Raw genomic sequence first — 20,935 nt, 5'->3', positions numbered from 1 at the left:
GGAGCGCACTTGCGACCTGGCGGGCATCCACCGGCTTGCCTTTGTAAACTTCCGTCGAATTCCGGGCCACGACCTCAAGTTCGGGAAACCGTGCGAGGTCGGTGATGATATCCTCAGTCAATCCATCGGCCAAACGACCGGTGACCTCGTCGTCGCCATAATTATTGAAGGGCAGCACCGCGACCGACGGCTTGGCCCCCAGTGGCGCGGGCTGAAAGAACCACCAGGTCCCTCCACCCGCCAGAGCCAGCACCACGACGGCCGCCGCAGCCGTCCTGGTCCAGCGCGGCATCGCCTTGCGTAAGGTCCAACGCACCCGCTTGCCATCGAGCCTCACCCGGTACATCCGCACGGGGCGGTTGATGTTCTTGACATGCTGCTCGCCAACGAAATCGAGTGGCCAATCAAGCTTGCCCTGCAAATGGTCGTAGGCCGTACCTGACACCATTACTCCGCCCGGCTCGGCAAGCTGCTCTAGGCGAGCGGCGATATTGACGCCGTCGCCATACACATCGCCATCCACCAGTGCCACATCGCCAAGATTTATCCCGATGCGGAACACAATCCGCTCATGCTCCGGCAATCCACCATTGCGAACGGCCACAGCCTTCTGAATTTCGGCTGCGCAGATCACCGCATCGACCACGCTGTCGAAGACGACAAGCGCGCCATCTCCTAGCAGCTTGACAATTCGACCCTGGTGCAGAGCGATCGCCGTATCGGTCACATCGGCCCGGATAGCCCTCAGGCGTGCGATGGTGCCAGCTTCGTCGATCTCGATCGCCTTTGAATAGCCGACCATGTCCGCTGCCAGGATCGCCAGCAGTTTCCGGTTCAATGGAGGGACGATCATCACCCGGCCCCGGACCAACAGGGCCAAAATGGTACACCTAATGCTGYGCCCTGACGAGAGGCCCGCCCCGCGGCGCCGACTTTGCGGTGCGTCGGACTCTTTCAACGGAATCGGCGCAAAGCGGTCCGCACTACGCTGGACGCAAGGGGGCGCTGTTTTGCCCAGCCTGAAAGCTGACAGTCGCTTCCGGCCCCATTGAGATGTTCATCGCCTCGGTTGCCAAGCGTCGGCTCATGCCGCCAAGCGGGCCTAACACTCCGAGTGGGTGATCTCAGAAACCAACAGGCGCAGCAATGATATAGCGGCGCCCAATTTCCTTTCGGCCGGTGCGTCAGCTGGGTCTCGCCTATTGCCTGCGACGCCTGGTCGACGAGGCAAGATAGCCCATCGCCAGCGTCATCACGGCGACCGCGATGCCGGCGCTGATCACGCCTGCCGGCGTTATCCTGGCACTGCCCTGCAAGGTAACATGCTTGCCCAAGCGCAGGTCGAATACCGACTTGATTTCCTCTGGATGTGAGGGGACCGCGGGCGAAGCTTCTTCCTCGACAACTGACATTTGAGCCTCCGGTTGGAATCTGCCGTTCGCGCAGCGGCCGGCGACTGGTGCGCCAACATTCTGTGCAATGGCCGAGCCTATTAGAACTGATAGGCGCCAAACAACACAGCAGTACCAGTTTCATCTCCTCCGGCGCGCCAAATCCATTCATCGACTATGGTGCTTTGATTGCGACCATCGGAGGCTGATTTGACCATGTCCCCTGCCAGCATCAAGCGTGCGTTGATCACCGGGGCCGGTGCGTCCGACGGCATCGGCTTTGCTATTGCCCGGCAGCTCGGCCATGCCGGCCATGCCGTTGTCCTCACCGGCGCCAGCGCGCGTGTGCTCGATCGCGCCGCCGAGCTTCGTGCCGAGGGCATCGATGCCACTGCCGTGGTCGCCGATCTCACTGTCGCCGCCGATGTCGAGCGGCTGCGGGCAAGCGCCGGCACCATCGACATCCTGGTCAACAATGCCGGCATGGGCTCGCTGGCATCGCCCTCGGTCGACAAGGCGTTCCTCTCCATGACCGAGGCCGACTGGGACCAAGGGATCGACGTCAGCCTGAAGACAGCGTTTCTGGTGACCCGGGCGTTCCTGCCGGCGATGGTCGAAGCGGGCTATGGGCGTATCGTCAACGTGGCGTCGGTCACCGGGCCGCTGGTGTCCTTCGAAGGCACCGCCGCCTATTCCGCCGCCAAGGCCGGAATGGTCGGCCTGACCCGCACGCTGGCGCTCGAAGTGGCGAAAAGCGGTATCACCGCCAACGCCGTGGCCCCCGGCTGGATCGAAACGGGTTCGTCGAGCGAGATGGAGCGGACCGCGGCCCTGCATACGCCGCCAGCGCGGGCCGGCCGGCCGGATGAAGTGGCCGCAGCGGTCGTGTTCCTGGCATCGGAAGGCGCCAGCTACGTCAATGGCGCGCTGCTGGTGGTCGACGGCGGCAACAGCCTGCAGGAACGCAAGGGCTGAAGGGTCAAAGGCGCTTCGCCGGAACGAGGCAGCGTGTCTTTCGACAGGTTCAATTAGAATTCGGTGCATAACACCCGACCGATGCCCATTAGTTCTTGCTGATATACCATCCGCAGCGGATAGTATCCGTTGGGGCTTTCAGCAGGCGAAATGCTAAATCGGATCGTAGCTTCCACCACGTCGCGCCAATTCAACTTTCTTGTTCCCGATGACGTCACTGACGCTATCGCCGGATATATCGACTCCTCTGCTCCCGGACGCATCATCTCGACCTTTTCGGCAGTTCAGTCAGTTCGAGATAAAGTCCCTGATTGCGAGCTGTCGGACGATCAGCTTGAGCGGTGCGCTGTATTGGCAGCAGTCAACGAAGGCCTAGCGGTCCACTTCGATCGGCGGGGACGCCAGCCTGATCCATATTCGTCGCTAAGTAGGAGCCACTGGCATCTCGTGCCTATTTGGAAAACCAGGACGCGACTGGCTGACATGGCATTCCAGCGGCCGAATGCAGCCGGCCTCGCCGGCTGTACCCCTCCGCCCGTTATCGTTGGCCGGCCGCAGGTCCGGCCGCTGCGCATAGAGCTCAGCCCATGATAGGCGCCGGCCGCTAAGGGGTTCGAACTTCTTCGGGCGTGCCAATGAAAGCCTGYCAGGCGCTTCATCCCGTTAGCCGGCGTGTTCAAGACGCCTTGGCCAGGAAACTCTGGTAGTCCGATTTGGCCTGCAGCAGGCGCAGCACGTTGTCGCGGGATCCCCGCACATGGGCGCGCGCCAGCGTGCCGGCCCGGCTGGCATCGCCGGCGCAGATCGCGTCGACGATTTCGGCATGCTCGTCGCGGGCGATCTTCCATTCGTCCAGCCACAAGAGCTCCGTCCAGACATAGTGCTGACACTTGTCGAGGATGCCGCACAGCATGCCGTGCAGCATGACATTGCCGCTGATCTGCGCGATGACGCGATGCAGGTCGATGCCGGCCTCGAGCTCCTGGAATTTTTCCCTGGTGGTGCGATCCGGTATGGCGGCCAGCCGCTCGCACTCAGTCAGAATGGCGCGCAACCGCGCCTTGTCCTGCTCCGTCGCCACGGCCGCGGCCAACTCTGTCGCGTGGCCGTCGAGCAGTTCGCGGATCTCGAAGGCCTCGCGGAACATGCTGATGTCGAATTCGGTGACGACATAGCCCTGGCGCGGCCTGCCGGTGACCAGGCCATCGCGCTCGAGGCGGTTGAAGGCCTCGCGCACCGGCGTGCGGCTGACATTCAGCTTCGCGGCGATGTCGCTTTCGGTGACGCGCGAGCCCGGTGGAATCTGGCCGGTCACGATCATCGCCTTGAGCGAGGAATAGACCGAGTCGCGTAGCGTATTTTTGGTTTCCTTGGCCAAGGTTTCGTCCCCAGTTCTCCGGTCTTTCAGCCGGGACACGCACAGCTGTAGTCGCAGTCGGCGTAATTTGCCACGCCCCAGCGAGGCCGTCTCTTTCCATCTTTGCCCTGCTCGACACGCCTGAATTCGATCGCGCCGGACGGTGTTGACATCACCGATCGCTAGGCTACACTCAAAATTGTATACAAGATAGCATGCGAAATCAAAAACAATGGGAACACCGGTTGGAGAGCCGAAAATGAACATGACCAGAAACGTTAGCGTTGTTGCGGTTGCCGCTCTCATGGCGTCGCTCGCAGCCCCCGCCATGGCGGGCGATACCATCACCGTCGCCTCATGGGGCGGCACCTACCAGGAGGCGCAGACCAAGGCGTTCTTCAAGCCGACCGCCGATGCGCTCGGCATCACCATCAAGGAAGACACCACCAACGGCCTCGACGACGTGCGGCTGCAGGTCACCGGCAATGCCGTCAAATGGGACATCACCGAGCTTGGCGCCGACGAATGCGCACGCGGCTCGAAGGAAGGCCTGTTCGAAAAACTCGACTACGGCATCATCGACAAGAGCGGCATCAACCCGAAGCTGGTCCATGACGACTGGGTCGGCATTTCCTACACCTCGGTCGTGCTCATCTACCGGACCGATGTTTTCGGCGACAAAGGCCCGAAGACCTGGGCCGACTTCTGGAATGTCGAGAAGTTTCCGGGACGGCGCGCGCTGAGTGGCAGCCAGGCGACGGAGACGCTGAGCGTCGCGGCACTGGCCGAGGGCATTCCGATCGACAAGGTCTATCCGGTCGATATAGACGGCGCGCTGAAATCCGTCGACAAGATCCGTGGCCATGTCGATGCCTGGTGGACCTCCGGTGCCCAGGCCATGCAGTTGGTCAAGGACGGCGAAGTCGACATGGCGAGCATCTGGAACGGCCGCGCCGGCACCTTGAAGAAGGAAGGCGCGCCGGTCAGCTTCTCGTTCGACCAGGGTGTCCTGACCGCTGACTGCATGGTCATTCCCAAGGGCGCCAAGAACAAGGAAGCCGCCATGAAGGCGCTGGCGATGTTCGTCAGCCCGCAATTGCAGGCCAATCTGCCGCTCTATGTCGACAACGGGCCGGTGAACGAAAAGGCCTTCGAGACCGGCAAGATCCCGCAGGAGAGGATCAAGGACATCAATTCGGCGCCCGAAAACGTCAAGAAGCAGGTGCTGCAGGACGCCGAATTCTGGCGCGACRCTCTGGTCGAGGCGACGGAAAAGTTCAACAATCTGGTCCAGCAATAGGCCCTGGCCAGAACCCAAACCACGGCAGGGCGGCGCAACCGCTCGCCCTGCTCTGCCGCCTCAGTTCAGGAGACGATGATCTTGTCCATTGCGCCATCCGCGCTGCCGATCAGCATGCGCCGGATCGAGAAACGATTTGGCAGCGTAGCGGTGCTGCGCGACCTCAACCTCGATGTCGAAGCCGGCGAGTTCCTGACGCTGCTGGGGCCTTCCGGATCCGGCAAGACGACGCTGCTGATGATCCTGGCCGGCTTTGTGCGCGCCAATGCCGGCAGCATCAAGGTCGGCGACGACGAGATCATCACCACGCCGCCGCACAAGCGCAACATCGGCATGGTGTTCCAGAACTACGCGCTGTTTCCGCATATGAACGTCTTCCACAACATCGCCTTTCCGCTGAAGCAGCGCGGCGTCGCCAGCACCGAGACGGCCGAGCGCGTCGAGAAGGCGCTGGATCTGGTCAAGCTGCAGGGCCTGGGCGAGCGCCGGGTCAACCAGCTCTCCGGCGGCCAACGCCAGCGCGTGGCGCTGGCGCGCGCCATCGTCTTCGAGCCGCGCATCGTGCTCATGGACGAGCCCTTGTCGGCACTCGACAAGGGCCTGCGCGAGCATATGCAGATCGAGCTGCGCAGCCTGCATCGCCGGCTTGGCATGACMACCGTCTATGTCACGCATGACCAGCGCGAAGCCATCACCATGTCGGACCGCATCGCGGTGATGAATGGCGGGCGCATCGAACAGCTCGACAGACCAGAAACCCTCTACGCCACGCCGCAGACGCGGTTTGTAGCCGGCTTCATCGGCGAATCGAACTTCATTCCCGTCGAATGCCGCAATGGTTCGGTCTGGTACGAGGACAGGAGAATCCATACCGCGGCGCCGGCGCCTGCATCGGGCCAACACCTGATGGTGGTGCGGCCGGAAAAGTTGCGGCTGCTGGCAAATGCCGAGCCGCAAAGCGGCGTCAATGTGATCACAGCGACGGTCGGTGACATCATCTACCAGGGCGACAGCTTCGTCTGCTACGCGGCGCTGCGCGACGGCCGCCAGCTGACGCTGCGCGACTATTGCCGCAGCGACGTGCTGGCCAGAATGCCGGCTCCCGGCCAGCCGATCAACCTCGGCCTCGACGCGCAGGACACGATCCTGGTGGCATCAGATTGATGAGCGCGCAATCCGCCTTCCACGCATCTGCCGGCGATCTGAATGCGCAGTCGTTGCGGGCCGACGCCCGGCGCGAGTCGCTGCGGCTGCTGGCGCTGCTGTCGCCAAGCCTGTTCCTGGTCTTTGCCATCATCGTGGTGCCGATCGGCTGGCTGTTCTGGCTGTCGCTGTTCGACGAGGCCGGCGTCCTCAGCACCGCCAATTATGCGCGCTTCTTCGAGCAGGCCTCCTACATCAAGACCTTCGTCACCACCTTCAAGGTCGCCTTCATCGTCACCGGCGCCTGCGTCCTGCTCGGCTATCCCCTGGCCTACATGCTGTCGCAACTGCCGCGCCGGGCAGCCTCGATCTGCCTGATCTTCGTCATCCTGCCGTTCTGGACTTCGGTCCTGGTGCGCACCTATGCCTGGCTGGTGATCCTGCAGCGCAAGGGCCTGATCAACAGCTGGCTAATCGACCTCGGCGTCATCAGCCAGCCGCTGTCGCTCGCCAACAATCTGTCGGGTGTCGTCATCGGCATGACGCACATCTTGTTGCCGTTCCTGGTGCTGCCGCTCTACGCCTCGATGAAGACCATAGACGGCGATTGCCTGCGCGCCGGGATGAACCTTGGCGCCGGTCCGGTCGCCACCTTCCGGCAGATCTTCTTCCCGCTGTCGCTGCCCGGGCTTGCCTCGGGCGTGGTCATCGTCTTCGTGCTTTGCCTGGGGTTCTTCGTCACCCCGGCGCTGATGGGCGGCGGCAAGGTGATCATGTGGGCAATGCGCATGGAACAGACCACCAGCCTCTACTCGAACTGGGGAGCCGGAGCGGCCCTCGGCGTGGTGCTGCTGGTGGTCACGCTGGCGCTTCTCGGCCTGTTCCAATGGCTGCTCGGCGCGCGCGCCACTGGCGTATGGAGTTCGCGATGAGCGAGGATATCGGCCTGCCGATCTCGCACCGGCAACGTCTGTGGCTCTACGCCCTCGGCGGCCTCGTGCTGTTGTTCCTGATCGCGCCGTCGATCATCATCGTCATCATGTCGTTTTCGGATTCGACGCTGCTGCAATTCCCGCCGCAGCAATGGTCGCTGCGCTGGTACCAGACCTATTTCCAGTCGCTGGAGTGGCGCGACGCGACGATCGTCTCGGTCAAGGTGGCGATCATGACGACATTGGTGGCAACGCCGCTCGGCACCGCCGCCGCCTATGCGATCAACCGCGGCACGCTGCGCTTCAACGGCACCATCAACGCGCTGCTGACGGCGTCGCTGATCGTTCCGGTGATCCTGATCGGCATCGGCACTTTCTTCCTCTATGCGCGGATCGGGCTCAACAACACGCTGACCGGCCTGGTCATCGCGCATACCGTGCAGGCCTTGCCGCTGGTGGTGCTGACGGTGCTGTCGGGCTTGCGCTCCTATGACATGAACCAGGAGCGGGTGGCGCGCAGCCTGGGTGCCGGACGGGTCGCCGCGTTCTGGCAGGTGACAATGCCGCAGATCCGCTTCTCGATCGTCTCGGGCGCGCTGTTCGCCTTCATCACCTCCTTCGACGAAGTGGTGGTTTCGCTGTTCATATCGGGCGGCGATACGACGACATTGACGCGCCGCATGTTCAACGCGCTGCGCGACCAGATCGACCCGACGATCGCCGCCATCTCGACCTGCCTGATCGTGCTGTCGGTCGTCCTGTTGTCGGTTGGGCAGATGTTCGGGCGCAGGAATTGATTCAAGTGACCATGGGATATCCAGACAGAATGCGTGATTTTCAGTTTCCCGGCCGCTCGCCGGTCCGTGCCACGGAAGCGGTTGCCGCAACGTCGCACCCGCTTTCGACGCTTGCCGCAATCGAGATGCTGCGCTCCGGCGGCAACGCCATGGATGCCGCCGTCTGCGCCGCCGCCGTGCAGGCGGTCGTCGAGCCGCAGTCGACCGGCATCGGTGGCGATTGTTTCGTGCTCTACTGCCCTGCGGGACAAGGCGACGTGCTGGCCTTCAATGGCTCCGGCCGCGCCCCGGCCAAGGCAACGGTCGACTGGTATCTGGAAAAAGGCTTCAACTGCATCCCGCTGCAGGGACCGCATGCGGTCACCGTGCCGGGTGCCGTCGACGCCTGGGCCCGGTTGCTGGAGGACCATGGCCGCAAGGGCCTTGCCGAGGCGCTGGCGCCAGCCATCCACTATGCCGAGAATGGATATGTCGTGCATGACCGCGTCGCCTTCGACTGGGCCGAACCGGAGACTGATCTGTCGGCCGACGAGCATGCCGCGCGCATCTTCCTGCCCGGCGGCAAGGCACCGAAGGCCGGCGATGTCCACCGGCAACCGGAACTCGCCGCCACGTTGCGGATAGTCGCCAAACATGGCCGCGCCGGATTCTACGAAGGCGCTGTTGCCGACGATATCGTGCGTCGGCTCAATGAATTGGGCGGACTGCATTCGACCGAGGATTTCGCAGCGACCAGGGGCGACTATGTGGCGCCGGTCAGCACCTCCTATGGCGGCCACGACATCCACCAGATGCCGCCGAACAATCAGGGGCTGACGGCGCTTTTGATGTTGAACGTGCTGTCTGGTTTCAAGCTCGGCGGGCTCGACCCCAACGGCGCCGAGCGCCTGCATCTGGAGATCGAGGCGGGGCGGCTGGCCTATCGCGACCGCGACCGCTTCGTCGGCGACCAGGATCATGTCCCGGTGCCGGTGGCACAACTCCTGTCCAGCGCCTATGCCGACCGGCTGCGTGCCGAGATCGACGGCGAGCGTGCCATGACGCACCTGCCGCGCCTGGACCTGCCAGGCAGCGACACGGTTTACATCTCCATCGTCGACCGCGACCGGAACGCGGTCTCCTTCATCAACTCGACCTATTATTCGTTCGGCAGCGGCGTTGTCGGGCCGAAGACCGGTGTCGTGCTACAGAACCGTGGCTCGAGCTTCCGCCTCGACCCGGCTCATCCGAATGCCATCGCGCCCGGCAAGCGGCCGATGCATACGATCATGCCCGGCATGGCAACCAGGAATGGCCGCGTGGTGATGCCGTTCGGCGTCATGGGCGGCGGCTACCAGCCGTTCGGACATGTCCATCTGCTGACCAACATGCTCGATTTCGGCATGGACCCGCAGCAAGCGCTGGATGCGCCTCGGGTATTCTACAATGATGATACCGTGGAGGCCGAACGCAACGTGCCCGCCGAAGCAATCGAGGGCCTGCGCCGGCGCGGCCATCGCGTGGCCGAGCCGCATCACCCGCTGGGCGGCGGGCAAGTGGTGCTGATCGACTGGGAGAAGGGAACGCTAACCGGCGCCTCCGATCCGCGCAAGGATGGTTTGGCGCTTGGGTATTGAAATGATCGGCAAAATGGTGGCGTGGTCCGGAGTCGGGCGATTACATCACCGGGTGTTGGCGCAGCCCCTCATTGCCCTGCCGGGCATTTCTCCCCGTATAGTGACGGGGAGAAAGACGCTTTCATCGATGGTTTCGCCAATCGCCAGCGTTGCGAGAAATGCACAGAGGGTGCGGCTCCCTCTTCTCCCCGTCTCTATACGGGAGAAGGTGCCGGCAGGCGGATGAGGGGCGGCGCTAACGTCGACTATCGGTCCGAGGCGATTGGCCCGGTGTCCGAAATCGCCGCTGGACTTTGTAAGCGGTCGCTTGAAACATAGGCGGTGACATGACCCACACTGGAAACGATGCAGACCTTTCCCACCGTCTTGCCGCCGGCGCCGATGATGCGCCGGCGATTTCGGCGCCCGAAAGAACCACGCTGACGCATCGCGGACTGCGCGAATTGATCGCCGCCACGGCAGCCGCGCTGCATGCGCGCGGTATCGGCCGCGGCGACAGGGTGGCCATCGTGCTGCCGAACGGGCCGGAGATGGCCGCAGCCTTTGTCGCGGTGGCGGCAGCCGCCTCCACGGCGCCGCTCAATCCGGCCTACCGGGCGGACGAGCTCGATTTCTACCTGACCGATATTGGCGCCAAGGCGATCCTCGTTGCGCAGGACGAGAGCGGGCCGGCGGTGACCGTGGCCGAACGGCTCGGCATCGGCGTGCTTCGGCTTATCGCTTTGCCTGACGCGCCGGCCGGAAGCTTTGCCATCGAGGGCCCTGCGATCGGGCCGCAAGCCGCGCCTGAGATGGCGCAGGATGGCGACATCGCGCTTTTGCTGCACACCTCCGGTACCACGTCGCGACCCAAGCTGGTGCCGCTCAGCCATGCCAATATCGCGGCCTCGGCCGCCCATATCGGCGCCACGCTCGGCCTGACGGCCAATGACCGCTGCCTCAACATCATGCCGCTGTTCCACATTCACGGCCTGATCGCGGCGGTGCTCTCCTCTCTGGCTGCCGGCGGCAGCATTTACTGCACCCCGGGCTTCAACGCGCTGCGCTTCTTCCAGTGGCTGAGCGATGCGCGGCCGAGCTGGTACACGGCGGTGCCGACCATGCACCAGGCGATCCTGCCGCGGGCGGCACGCAATGCCGAGGCGCTGGCGGCAGCGCGTCTGCGCTTCATCCGCTCGTCCTCGGCGTCGCTGCCGGCACAAGTGATGGCCGAACTGGAGGCGACCTTCGGCTGCCCGGTGATCGAATCCTACGGGATGACCGAGGCGGCGCACCAGATGGCATCGAACCGGCTGCCGCCAGGCCTCCGCAAGCCAGGCAGCGTCGGCGCCTCCGCCGGACCGGAGGTGGCGGTGATGGCGCCTGACGGGCAGCTGCTCAAGGCCGGCGAAACCGGCGAGATCGTCATTCGCGGACCCAACGTCACGGCAGGCTACGAGAAGAACCCGGACGCCAACGCCACGGCGTTCGCGCATGGCTGGTTCCACACAGGCGACCAGGGCGTGCTCGACGAGGATTTCTATCTGCGCGTCACCGGTCGGCTGAAGGAGATCATCAACCGCGGCGGCGAGAAGATCTCGCCGCTGGAGGTCGATGACGTGTTGATGGACCATCCGGCGGTGGCGCAGGTCGTCACCTTCGCCATGCCGCATGACAAGCTCGGCGAGGAGGTGGCGGCGGCGGTGGTGCTGCGCGAAGGCATGGCCGCCAACGAGAGCGATATCCGCGGCTATGCGGCGACGCGGCTCGCCGACTTCAAGGTGCCGCGCAAGATCCTGATCCTGGACGAGATCCCCAAGGGCGCCACCGGCAAGCTGCAACGGATCGGGCTTGCCGCCAAACTCGGACTTTGACGATGAAGATCACCATCTTCGGCGCCGGCGCGATCGGTGGCTATCTCGCCGCCAAGCTCGCCATGGCCGGCCGGACCGAGCTTTCGATCGTCGCGCGCGGCGCGCATCTCGACGCGATCAAGGCAAATGGGTTGCGCTTGATCGAAGACGGCCAGGAATCGGTGGCTTCTGTTCGGGCCGCGGCCAGAGCAGAAGAGCTTGGCGCCCAGGATTATGTGGTACTGGCGCTGAAGGCCCACTCCCTCACCCCTGCGCTCGATCAGATCGCGCCGCTGCTCGGGCCGGACACCGCCGTCGTCACGATGCAGAACGGCGTGCCGTGGTGGTATTTCCATGACGTCGGCGGGCCGCTGGAAGGCACGCGGTTGAACGCGGTGGACCCCGGCGGCAAGATCTGGGAGCGGATCGGGCCGCAGCGGGTCATCGGCTCGGTCGTCTATCCCGCCGTCGAGGTCGACGCGCCCGGCCTGATCCGCCATGTCGAGGGCAAACGCTTCTCACTTGGCGAACCCTCCGGCGAGCGCAGCGAACGGGTCACGCTTCTGGCCGACGAGATGGTCAAGGCAGGCCTGCAGGTACCGGTCCGCGACGACATCCGCAGCGAAATCTGGGTCAAGCTGTGGGGCAATCTCTCCTTCAACCCGATCTCGGCGCTGACCGGCAGCACGCTGGCGGCGATCGTTGCCGACGAGGCAACCCGAACGCTTGCCCGCACCATGATGCTGGAGGCACAGGCGATCGGCGAAAGTCTCGGCGTGCGTTTTCCCATAGCCGTCGACCGGCGCATCAAGGGCGCCGGCGATGTCGGCGAGCACAAGACCTCGATGCTGCAGGACCTGGAACGCGGCCGGCCGATGGAGATCGACGCGCTGGTCAGCGCGGTGCAGGAACTTGGCCGGCTAACGGACAAGCCGACCCCCACCATCGATGCCGTGCTGGCGCTGGTGCGCCGCCTCGGGATTGAACGCGGTTGCTATTCCTGAACCGTCCGGATCGATTGCTGTCAGTCCTTCGCTGCCGGTCAATCATTCGCTGCCGGCTTCAGAAGCCGCGCATAAAAAGTTCGCCGACGATGCCGCGCCGCCCGACAACTGCTGGCCAGCCCAGCCAATGCCGCCAGCATGACGAATGGCATGGCCGCGATCCGGTGCCCTTGCAACCTTCGCGCTAACGTTGCCAGAACGGCTTGGCGAGCTCTGCCTCGACCTGCCGGTCCGTCAGACCGATATCGTCGATCAGATAGGGATTGTCCCTCGCCATTTGCGCAAGCTCCCAGCGAAAGCGGATCCGCTCGCGCCAGGTCCGATCGTGCCAGCTCGCAATAATGCTCTGCAGGGTCGTCAGATGCCGACGCGCCTTTGGCGCCACGGGCGTTCCCGACTGCGCTGTCTTGTGCGGGGCAAATTCAAGAATGTTGGTCATGACAACCTCCATATGGTTTGAGGGTCCAGAGGCCCTCGACCTGAAAGAGGCCGAATTCTGCAGGTTACGGACAGCGCCGTAATTAAGCCTTCCCAAATAGTTCTCAAAAGTTCCAAATGGGTAGAGCCGGTCACCGGTTCACGGAACCGGCAACCTGCCCTAACTCTTTGTTTTGACGCAATTCCCTGAGGAAAAGCGCTACGCGCTCTTCCCGGGAAAACCGTTTCACACTGTTCCTGAAATTGCTCTATAGATGCGCCCTATGCAGGGATCACGCTTCGCCTTTGGTCCGTTCGTGCTTGATACCGGTGCGGGAACGCTGCTTCGGAACGATGTGCCCGCTGCCGTCGGCTACCGCGGGCTCAAGTTGCTCGCGGCGCTCGTCGGACGGCCCGGCGACATCCTGAGCAAGGCCGAATTGATGGACGCCGCATGGCCGGGCACTGCGGTCGAGGAAGGTAATCTCACCGTTCAGATCGCGCAGCTGCGCAAGCTGCTTGGCCCGGTTGGGGATGGCGGCGAATGGATCGTCACCGTTCCACGCGTCGGCTACCGCTTCACGGGGCCCATCGAACAGCTTGGTGACGCGAAGCGAAAACCTTTGCCGCTACCCGGCAAACCATCGATAGCCGTGCTGCCTTTCGTCAATGTCAGCAACGATCCCGAGCAGGACTCCTTCGCGGATGGGTTGACGGAAGACCTGATCACCGACCTGTCGAGGATATCCGGCCTGTTCGTCATCGCCCGCAACTCGGTCTTTGCCTACAAGGGAAAGGCGATGGACGTGCGTGAGATCGCTGGCGATCTTGGCGTGCACTATCTGCTGGAGGGCAGCGCCCGACGCGCCTCGGGGCGCGTGCGCATCAACGCGCAGCTGGTCGACGCGGTCAGTGGCGATCATCTATGGGCGGAACGCTTCGATCGCGGCCTGGAAGACATCTTCGCCGTCCAGGACGAGGTGACGGCCAAGATCGTGGAGGCGCTGCTCGGCCGGTTGCGCGCACCGCCGCCACGCCACCGACCCAGAAATCTCGAGGCCTACGATCTCTGCGTGCGGGCGCGCAAGCTGATGGATGATTCGCCGCAGATGGCGCAGGAAGCGCATCTGATGCTGACGCGCGCGGTGGCGCTCGATCCCGAATATGCCGAGGCCTATCGCTGGCTTGCCATGAACCATTGGATGGGATCGGTGCATTCCGGCGGACCAAGTGAGTCTTCCCGCAGCGTTGCCCTGGAACTGGCGCGCAAGGCCGTGGCGATCGATCCCAACGATGCCGGCTGCCGCTGGGTCCTGGCTTACCTGCTTGCCTATGAGCGCAGCTTCACTGAGGCGGATGCGGAATTCGCCAAGGCGTTCGAGCTCGACCCGAACGAGGCGGACGCCTGGGCGGCTTTGTCCGACATCGCGGCGCTGGCCGGGCGGGTCGAGGAGGCCCTCGAGCATATTCGCAAGGCGTTCCGCCTGAACCCGTTTCCGCCAAGCTGGTACTATCTGACGCTCGGCGCGGCGCAATATGCGGCCCGCGATTACGAAGCCGCTGTCGAGACATTGCGCCGGGACGAGACCTATCGGACAAGCTCACGCCGTTTCCTGGCGGCAAGCCTCGCGCAACTCGGCCGGCTCGACGAAGCGCGCGCGGAGGTCGAACTGTTCCTCGTCGGCAACCCGCATTTCACCACCCGCCACTGGGCCACGACAGAGCCCTTCCGCGACGCAGCGACGCTTGAGCACTTCGTCGATGGCTTCCGCAAGGCCGGTCTCCCGGACTGACGCGCCGGCGTAACCTCCCGCAAGGCCCGCATCCAGGTGACCCGCTCAATGCCCCCGCAACTGCTTGCGGCGCCAGGCGGCCGGCGCTTCGCCGATCCGTTCGCGGAAGACCCTTGAGAAATAGGCCGGGTCGTCAAAGCCGATCTCGTAGGCGATGTCCTCGACCGTGCGCACTGTGAACAGCAGCAGTCGCTTCGCCTCCAGCAATCGCCGCTCGCTGACCACCCGCTTGACGCCGGTGCCCAGCACCGCGCGGGCGGCCTTGTCGAGCAAATGCGGTGTCGTGGCCAGCGTCTCGACATAGCGGTCGACCGGCCAGTTGTCGCGAAAATGCATGTCGACGAGCCGACGCAGGCCCAGTGCCAGCGAAGCCTCGGAAGAGGTTGTGGCGGTGGTCCCATCAGGACCGAGGCGGGCGATGTGGGAGAGCGCGACGGCGATCATCGCCGGCAGCACCTTGTCGTTGCCGGCTTGCGCCTCAGCGTATTCGGCAGCGATCATCTCCAGCACAGCCGCCAGCCTTTTCCACGCGGTATGGTGCGGCGGGCCGTCGGTAAACACCGGCCTGTCCAGCGGCAGCAAGCTCTGGCCGGCAATGGCGGCGAGCGCGTCATCGGCAACCGAAACGACGATGGCGTCGGTGCCGGGGCCGATCGAGAAGCCATGCACGACATTGCTTGGCACGAAGCTGACGGCGGGCGCCGAAAAGTCCCAGGAGCGGTCTTCAATGCGGTAGGTACCTGAGCCACCGGTCCAGTAGGTGATCTGGCCCATCTGCGGATGCTTGTGCGCGGCGACCTCGCCGAGATGGATGTTGCTGCGAGCAAGCACCGTCTCGACATGCAGGAAGCCGACATCGAGCGGCCGCACCGGCTCGCCATAGACGAAGAAGTAGGGGATGGAACTCTGGCTCATGGCGCCGGAAAAAGTCCAATCAGTTTTGTGGTTCCGTCCATAACCGATCCCCGGCCCAGGCGCTACAGTCGTCACGCAAGTGGAGGAACATCATGCGCTCAGAAGACTTCCGTGCCGACAAGGGGCGTCCGTTCACCGGGGCCGAATATCTGGCCAGCCTGCGCGACGGCCGCGAGGTCTACATCAACGGCGAACGCATCGCCGATGTCACCACGCATCCGGCGATGCGCAATTCGGCGCGGTCGCTGGCGCGCCTTTATGATGCCCTGCATGACACCAAGCAGCAAGACGCGCTGACCTCGCCAACCGACACCGGTTCGGGCGGCTACACCCACAAATATTTCCGCGTCGCCAAGTCTTCCGCCGAGCTTGTCGACCAGCAAGCAGCTATCGCCCAGTGGTCGCGCATGTCCTATGGCTGGATGGGGCGCACACCCGATTACAAGGCGGCGCTGATGAACACGCTTGGCGCCAATGCCGACTGGTACGGGCCGTTCAAGGACAACGCGCTGTCCTGGCACAAGCGCGCCCAGGAGGCGGCGCTGTTCATGAACCACGCCATCGTCAATCCGCCGATCGACCGCCACAAGCCGGCCGAACAGGTGAAGGACGTCTTCGTACACATCACTGGGGAAACCGATGCCGGCATCACCGTGTCCGGCGCCAAGGTGGTGGCGACGTCCTCGGCGCTGACCCACTACAATTTCCTGGCGCAGGGTTCGGCGACGGTCACCGAGGATCCGTCGCTGTCGGTGATGTTCATCGTGCCGATGAACGCGCCGGGGATAAAGATGTTTTGCCGCGTCTCCTACGAGCAGACGGCCAATACCGTTGCAGCACCCTTCGACTATCCGCTGTCGTCGCGCTTCGACGAAAACGACGCGATCCTGGTGCTCGACAATGTCTTCATCCCCTGGGAGGACGTGCTGGTGCTGCGCGACGCGCAGAAAATCCTGTCATTCCATCCGGCTTCCGGCTTCATGCACGGCTATTGCTTCCAGGGCTGCACGCGGTTTGCCGTCAAGCTCGACTTCCTCGCCGGCCTGCTGGCGAAGGCGCTGCGCGCCACCGGTGGCGATGCCTTCCGCGGCAACCAGGCAGCGCTGGGCGAGGTCATCGCGCTGCGTCACATGTTCTGGAGCTTTTCCAATGCCATGGCGTACAACCCGATCCCGTGGGCGAACGGCGCGGTGCTGCCCAATCTGGAGGCGGCCCTTGCCTACCGGACCTTCATGTCGGAAGCCTATCCGCGCGTCATCGACACCGTGCGCCGGGTGATCGCCTCGGGGCTGATCTACCTGCCGTCCTCGGTGCGCGACTTCAACAATCCCGAGATCGACAAATATCTGGCGCAGTATGTGCGCGGCTCGAACGACATGGGCCATATCGAGCGCATCAAGATTATGAAGCTGTTGTGGGACGCGACCGGCACCGAATTCGGCGGCCGCCACGCACTCTACGAGCTCAACTATGCCGGGGCGCCGGAAGAGGTGCGGCTGCAGGTGCTGAAGGGCGCCGAACGCGGCGGGCGGCTGAAGGCGATGGAAGAGCTGGTCGACACCTGCATGGCCGACTATGACGAGAACGGCTGGACGGGAGATACCTGGTTCAATCCGCTTGCTTCGTCGGCTGAGTGAACCCAGATGGCCACGCAGATTTCGAAAGCCGATTTCCGCGACGCCATGGCGAGGGTCTGCGCGCCGGTCAACATCGTCACCACTGACGGCCCGGCCGGACGCGGCGGCTTCACCGCCACCGCCATGTGCAGCGTCTCGGACGAGCCGCCGACGCTGCTGGTGTGCATGAACGGCCGCTCGACGCAGGCCGCCATGTTCCTGTCCAACCGGCGCTTCTGCGTCAACGTGCTGACGCACGACCACATGCATCTTGCGGGAAAGTTCGCCGGCGCGACCAGGGACATGGAAGCGCGCTATTCGGCGGCACGTTGGCAGACGCTTACTTCCGGCACGCCGGCACTGTCGGATGCGATCGTCAATTTCGATTGCGAGATCGAGGATGTGCATATCGTCGGCACGCATAACGTCATGATCGGCCGGGTCATCGATGTCCGGCATGGCAGCGGCGGCTCGGCGCTGCTCTATGTCGACCGCAACTACACGCAGCCGACGCGGCTTGGCAGCTTTGGCGGGTGAGCCCAAGCGATGCCGCCCGGACCGAACGGTCAGCTCTCGCCGTCGATGAGGTTTTCCAGGAGATCGAGCAGCGTTTCCAGCCTGTCGTGGCCGAAGCGCTGTTCGATGTCGTCATAGATGATGCGACGCTCGGGTGAAAGCGCATCGATCAGGGCGGATCCGGCCGGGGCGATTGTCAGCACGACACGGCGGCCGTCGCCTTCGGCCTTGTTGCGGGTTATGAACCTGCGCCCCTCGAGCGCCTTGATGATGCGCGTCAGGCTGGGCGGCAACACCGATGCGCGATCGGCAAGCTCGGTCGCCTCGACCGGGCCGGCTTCGCTCAGCACGCGCAGCACGCGCCATTGCTGTTCGGTCACATCGTGGGCCGCGAGCATCGGACGAAAACGCGCCATCACCACTTCGCGGGCGTGCAGGAGCGCCATTGGCAGGGAACGACGGGTGTTTTCAGGCAGCAAGAAAAAAAGCCTCCCACGCTGGCTTGCGATCGAAAACAGGCCTTCCTTTAGCCGAATCCGCCCACCGAAAGCCCGTTCCAGCCATCCCCGTATCGTTGCGCCAAGGCCGATGCAAGACTTGACTTCATGGGCGCCTCATGTAATTAACGCGTTAACTACAACAAGACAAGTGATTGGGGAGCGAAACGCGGTGCCGCACTTCTCCATCGAGTATTCGGCCAATCTCGATGCCAAGGTCGATATGGGCGAGTTATGCGCACTGGTGTTGCGCGCCGTGCTGGATACCGGGCTGTTCGAAACCGGCGCCGTGCGGGTGCGGGCTTTTCGCGCCGAAGCCTATGCGGTGGCCGACAGGCTGACGGAAAACGCTTTCCTCGATATGTCGTTTCGCATCGGAATCGGGCGCAGCGCCGAGGAGAAGAAGCGGACCGGCGAAGCCGTCTTCGCGGCGGTGAGCGAGCACCTTGCCGCGCTGTTCGAGACACCGCATTTCGCCCTGTCGCTCGAGATCCGGGAAATCGACCCGGTGCTGAGCTGGAAGAAGAACGCAATCCACCCGCGACTGCGCGGCAAGTGACGGAAGCTAAGATGTCCGACCTGCAAGGCAATCTGAAGAAGGCCGAGGCCTATCTGGCCCGTTTCAAGCGCGATGGCGTGCTGAACCAGATCGGCGGCGAAGCGGTGCCGGCGCTCGACGGCACGACGTTCGAAACGCTGTCGCCGGTCGACCTCAAGCCGCTGGCCAAAGTCGCGCGCGGCGGTGCCGCCGACATCGACCGCGCCGCCAAGGCGGCGAAGGCGGCGTTTCCGGCCTGGGCCGCGATGCCGGGCGAAGCGCGCAAGAAGCTGCTGCACAAAATAGCCGACGCCATCGAGGCACGCGCCGAGGAGATTGCCTTCGTCGAATGCATGGACACCGGCCAGGCGCTGAAGTTCATGGCCAAGGCGGCGTTGCGCGGTGCCGAGAATTTCCGCTTCTTCGCCGACCGTGCGCCAGAGGCGCGCGACGGCGAGACGCTGCGGACCACAGGCCAGATCAATATGACCACTCGGGTGCCGATCGGCCCGGTCGGCATCATCACGCCGTGGAACACGCCGTTCATGCTGTCGACCTGGAAGATCGCGCCGGCACTGGCCGCCGGCTGCACCGTGGTTCATAAGCCGGCTGAGTTCTCGCCGCTGACAGCCCGCCTGCTGGTCGAGATCGCCGAAGAAGCTGGCCTGCCGAAAGGTGTGTGGAACCTCGTCAACGGCCTCGGCGAGCACGCCGGCAAGGCGCTGACCGAGCATCCCGACATCAAAGCGATCGGCTTCGTCGGCGAAAGCCGCACCGGCTCGATGATCATGCGCCAAGGCGCCGACACGCTGAAGCGCGTCCATTTCGAGCTTGGCGGCAAGAATCCGGTGATCGTCTTCGCCGACGCCGACCTGGAGCGCGCGGCGGACGCCGCCGTCTTCATGATCTATTCGCTGAACGGTGAACGCTGCACCTCCTCGTCACGGCTGCTGATCGAAGCCTCGGTCTACGACGAATTCACCGATCTGGTGGCGGAGAAGGCAAAGCGCATCAAGATCGGCCATCCCCTGGACCCCGCAACGGTGGTCGGCCCGCTGATCCATCCGGTGCACGAGGAAAAGGTGCTCTCCTATATCGAGATCGGCAAATCGGAAGGCGCGGTGGTCGCTGCCGGCGGCGGCAAGTTCGCCGGCCCGGGCGACGGCTGCTATGTCAGCCCGACGCTGTTCATCGGCGCCACCAACAGGATGCGCATTGCCCAGGAAGAGATCTTCGGGCCGGTGCTGACCGCCATTTCCTTCAAGGACGAGGCGGAAGCGCTGGCGCTGGCCAACGACACGCAATACGGCCTGACCGGCTATCTCTGGACGTCGGACGTCACCCGCGCCTTCCGCTTCACCGACGCGCTGGACGCCGGCATGATCTGGGTCAATTCGGAGAATGTGCGCCATKTGCCGACGCCGTTCGGCGGCGTCAAGAATWCCGGCATCGGCCGCGACGGCGGCGACCATTCCTTCGACTTCTACATGGAGACGAAGAACATAGCCTTCGCCACGACCGCGCACGCGATCCCGAAACTCGGCGGCTGACCGGAGGAGATCAGAAATGCCCTTGCCCAAGCCCAATCTATACCCTGAATTCAACATCGTGCGCCTCAGCCATGTCGAACTGGCCGTCACCGACCTCGCCAGGTCCCGCGCCTTCTATRTCGACACACTCGGCCTGCAGGTCACCGACGAGACCGCCGATACCATCTATCTCAGGGCATTGGAGGAGCGCGGGCACCATTGCATCGTGCTGAAGAAGGCCCCTACGGCCGAAGCGCGCGACCTCGGCTTCAAGCTGTTCTCCGAGGAGGATCTCGACAAGGCCGAGCATTTCTTTGGAGGAAAAGGCCTGCCGGTGGAATGGGTCGAGCGGCCCTACCAGTCGCGCACCTTCCGCACCCGCGATCCGCACGGCATTCCGCTCGAATTCTACGCTCAGATGGAGCGGCTGCCGCCGATCCATCAGAAATATGCGCTCTATCACGGCGTCAAGCCGCTGCGCATCGATCACTTCAACTGTTTCTCGCCCAATGTCGACGAGTCCGTCGCCTTCTACAACGAGCTCGGCTTCCGCGTCACCGAATACACAGAGGATGCGAGCAGCGGAAAGCTGTGGGCGGCGTGGACGCACCGCAAGGGCGGCGTCCACGACATCGCCTTCACCAACGGCATCGGGCCGCGCCTGCACCACGTCGCCTTCTGGGTGCCGACGCCGCTCAACATCATCGACCTGCTCGACCTGATGGCGACGACCGGTTACCTGCCAAACATCGAACGCGGCCCCGGCC

Annotated in this window: 20 protein-coding genes; 14 read left to right on the top strand and 6 right to left on the bottom strand. The window is 63.9% G+C overall.

The genetic code is table 11. The features are described 5' to 3' along the window. On the bottom strand, positions 1–853 hold an 853-nt coding region (locus ACXJ7R_RS06605), incomplete at its 3' end, for an adenylate/guanylate cyclase domain-containing protein (RefSeq protein WP_457151109.1). Between the two features lie 346 nt (positions 854–1,199). Continuing rightward, positions 1,200–1,412, bottom strand: a complete 213-nt coding sequence (locus ACXJ7R_RS06600; RefSeq protein ID WP_095084346.1) for a hypothetical protein — start codon at positions 1,410–1,412, stop codon at positions 1,200–1,202. A 195-nt stretch (positions 1,413–1,607) separates the two neighbouring features. On the opposite strand from ACXJ7R_RS06600, the gene ACXJ7R_RS06595 reads away from it, so the two are divergent. Continuing rightward, positions 1,608–2,366 (top strand): SDR family NAD(P)-dependent oxidoreductase, encoded by a 759-nt coding sequence (locus ACXJ7R_RS06595; protein WP_457151106.1) that lies wholly within the window; start codon positions 1,608–1,610, stop codon positions 2,364–2,366. A 676-nt stretch (positions 2,367–3,042) separates the two neighbouring features. Here ACXJ7R_RS06595 and ACXJ7R_RS06590 read toward each other — a convergent pair. Next, on the bottom strand, positions 3,043–3,744 hold the full coding sequence (locus tag ACXJ7R_RS06590; RefSeq protein WP_095083584.1) for a GntR family transcriptional regulator: 702 nt from the start codon (positions 3,742–3,744) through the stop codon (positions 3,043–3,045). Between the two features lie 238 nt (positions 3,745–3,982). On the opposite strand from ACXJ7R_RS06590, the gene ACXJ7R_RS06585 reads away from it, so the two are divergent. From ACXJ7R_RS06585 to ACXJ7R_RS06555, 7 genes are all read left to right on the top strand, one after another. Beyond that, a complete protein-coding gene (locus ACXJ7R_RS06585; RefSeq protein ID WP_457151105.1) occupies positions 3,983–5,023 on the top strand; it encodes an ABC transporter substrate-binding protein in 1,041 nt (346 codons plus the stop codon). A gap of 81 nt (positions 5,024–5,104) precedes the next feature. Continuing rightward, positions 5,105–6,187: an ABC transporter ATP-binding protein gene (locus ACXJ7R_RS06580; RefSeq protein WP_457151108.1), complete on the top strand. Its 1,083-nt coding sequence runs from the start codon at positions 5,105–5,107 to the stop codon at positions 6,185–6,187. Continuing rightward, the gene (locus tag ACXJ7R_RS06575) at positions 6,187–7,098 is read left to right on the top strand and encodes an ABC transporter permease (RefSeq protein WP_457151104.1); all 912 of its coding nucleotides are present in this window, start codon (positions 6,187–6,189) and stop codon (positions 7,096–7,098) included. The genes ACXJ7R_RS06580 and ACXJ7R_RS06575 overlap by 1 nt, the downstream gene beginning before the upstream one ends. Continuing rightward, the gene (locus ACXJ7R_RS06570) at positions 7,095–7,895 is read left to right on the top strand and encodes an ABC transporter permease (protein ID WP_457151103.1); all 801 of its coding nucleotides are present in this window, start codon (positions 7,095–7,097) and stop codon (positions 7,893–7,895) included. Before ACXJ7R_RS06575 ends, ACXJ7R_RS06570 begins: the two co-directional genes overlap by 4 nt. Positions 7,896–7,924: 29 nt before the next feature. Beyond that, entirely contained in the window at positions 7,925–9,511 is a 1,587-nt protein-coding gene (gene ggt / locus ACXJ7R_RS06565) for a gamma-glutamyltransferase (RefSeq protein WP_457151102.1), read from the top strand. Positions 9,512–9,837: 326 nt separating this feature from the next. After that, positions 9,838–11,364 (top strand): acyl--CoA ligase, encoded by a 1,527-nt coding sequence (locus ACXJ7R_RS06560; RefSeq protein ID WP_457151101.1) that lies wholly within the window; start codon positions 9,838–9,840, stop codon positions 11,362–11,364. 2 nt (positions 11,365–11,366) lie between these two features. Next, positions 11,367–12,347, top strand: coding sequence for a 2-dehydropantoate 2-reductase (locus tag ACXJ7R_RS06555; protein ID WP_457151100.1), 981 nt, complete (start codon positions 11,367–11,369; stop codon positions 12,345–12,347). A 184-nt stretch (positions 12,348–12,531) separates the two neighbouring features. Here ACXJ7R_RS06555 and ACXJ7R_RS06550 read toward each other — a convergent pair whose 3' ends face one another. Further along, entirely contained in the window at positions 12,532–12,786 is a 255-nt protein-coding gene (locus ACXJ7R_RS06550) for a DUF1127 domain-containing protein (protein ID WP_457151099.1), read from the bottom strand. A 253-nt stretch (positions 12,787–13,039) separates the two neighbouring features. On the opposite strand from ACXJ7R_RS06550, the gene ACXJ7R_RS06545 reads away from it, so the two are divergent. Continuing rightward, a complete protein-coding gene (locus tag ACXJ7R_RS06545) occupies positions 13,040–14,557 on the top strand; it encodes a winged helix-turn-helix domain-containing tetratricopeptide repeat protein (RefSeq protein ID WP_457151098.1) in 1,518 nt (505 codons plus the stop codon). Between the two features lie 45 nt (positions 14,558–14,602). On the opposite strand, the gene ACXJ7R_RS06540 is transcribed toward ACXJ7R_RS06545, so the two are convergent. Next, a complete protein-coding gene (locus ACXJ7R_RS06540) occupies positions 14,603–15,472 on the bottom strand; it encodes a helix-turn-helix domain-containing protein (RefSeq protein ID WP_457151097.1) in 870 nt (289 codons plus the stop codon). A 92-nt stretch (positions 15,473–15,564) separates the two neighbouring features. On the opposite strand from ACXJ7R_RS06540, the gene ACXJ7R_RS06535 reads away from it, so the two are divergent. Further along, positions 15,565–17,109 carry a 4-hydroxyphenylacetate 3-hydroxylase N-terminal domain-containing protein gene (locus ACXJ7R_RS06535; RefSeq protein WP_457151096.1) on the top strand — a complete coding sequence of 515 codons (1,545 nt, stop codon included), beginning with the start codon at positions 15,565–15,567 and terminating at the stop codon, positions 17,107–17,109. Between the two features lie 6 nt (positions 17,110–17,115). After that, positions 17,116–17,625 (top strand): flavin reductase, encoded by a 510-nt coding sequence (locus ACXJ7R_RS06530; RefSeq protein WP_095083603.1) that lies wholly within the window; start codon positions 17,116–17,118, stop codon positions 17,623–17,625. 29 nt (positions 17,626–17,654) lie between these two features. Here the strand turns inward: ACXJ7R_RS06530 and hpaR are convergent, their stop codons facing one another. After that, positions 17,655–18,050 (bottom strand): homoprotocatechuate degradation operon regulator HpaR, encoded by a 396-nt coding sequence (gene hpaR / locus ACXJ7R_RS06525; RefSeq protein ID WP_457151107.1) that lies wholly within the window; start codon positions 18,048–18,050, stop codon positions 17,655–17,657. Positions 18,051–18,273: 223 nt separating this feature from the next. Between hpaR and ACXJ7R_RS06520 the strand changes: the two genes are divergently transcribed. From ACXJ7R_RS06520 to ACXJ7R_RS06510, 3 genes are all read left to right on the top strand, one after another. Beyond that, complete coding sequence (locus tag ACXJ7R_RS06520) at positions 18,274–18,660, top strand: 5-carboxymethyl-2-hydroxymuconate isomerase (RefSeq protein WP_457151095.1); 387 nt, start codon at positions 18,274–18,276, stop codon at positions 18,658–18,660. An 11-nt stretch (positions 18,661–18,671) separates the two neighbouring features. Further along, positions 18,672–20,189 carry a 5-carboxymethyl-2-hydroxymuconate semialdehyde dehydrogenase gene (gene hpaE / locus ACXJ7R_RS06515; RefSeq protein WP_457151094.1) on the top strand — a complete coding sequence of 506 codons (1,518 nt, stop codon included), beginning with the start codon at positions 18,672–18,674 and terminating at the stop codon, positions 20,187–20,189. Positions 20,190–20,205: 16 nt separating this feature from the next. After that, positions 20,206–20,935: VOC family protein (locus ACXJ7R_RS06510; protein WP_457151093.1), on the top strand; the 730-nt coding region annotated here is incomplete at its 3' end.

It is taken from the genome of Mesorhizobium sp. P5_C1, assembly GCF_054049815.1.
Note: the sequence above shows the minus strand (reverse complement) of the source record. Positions and strands in the feature narration are given on the sequence as shown.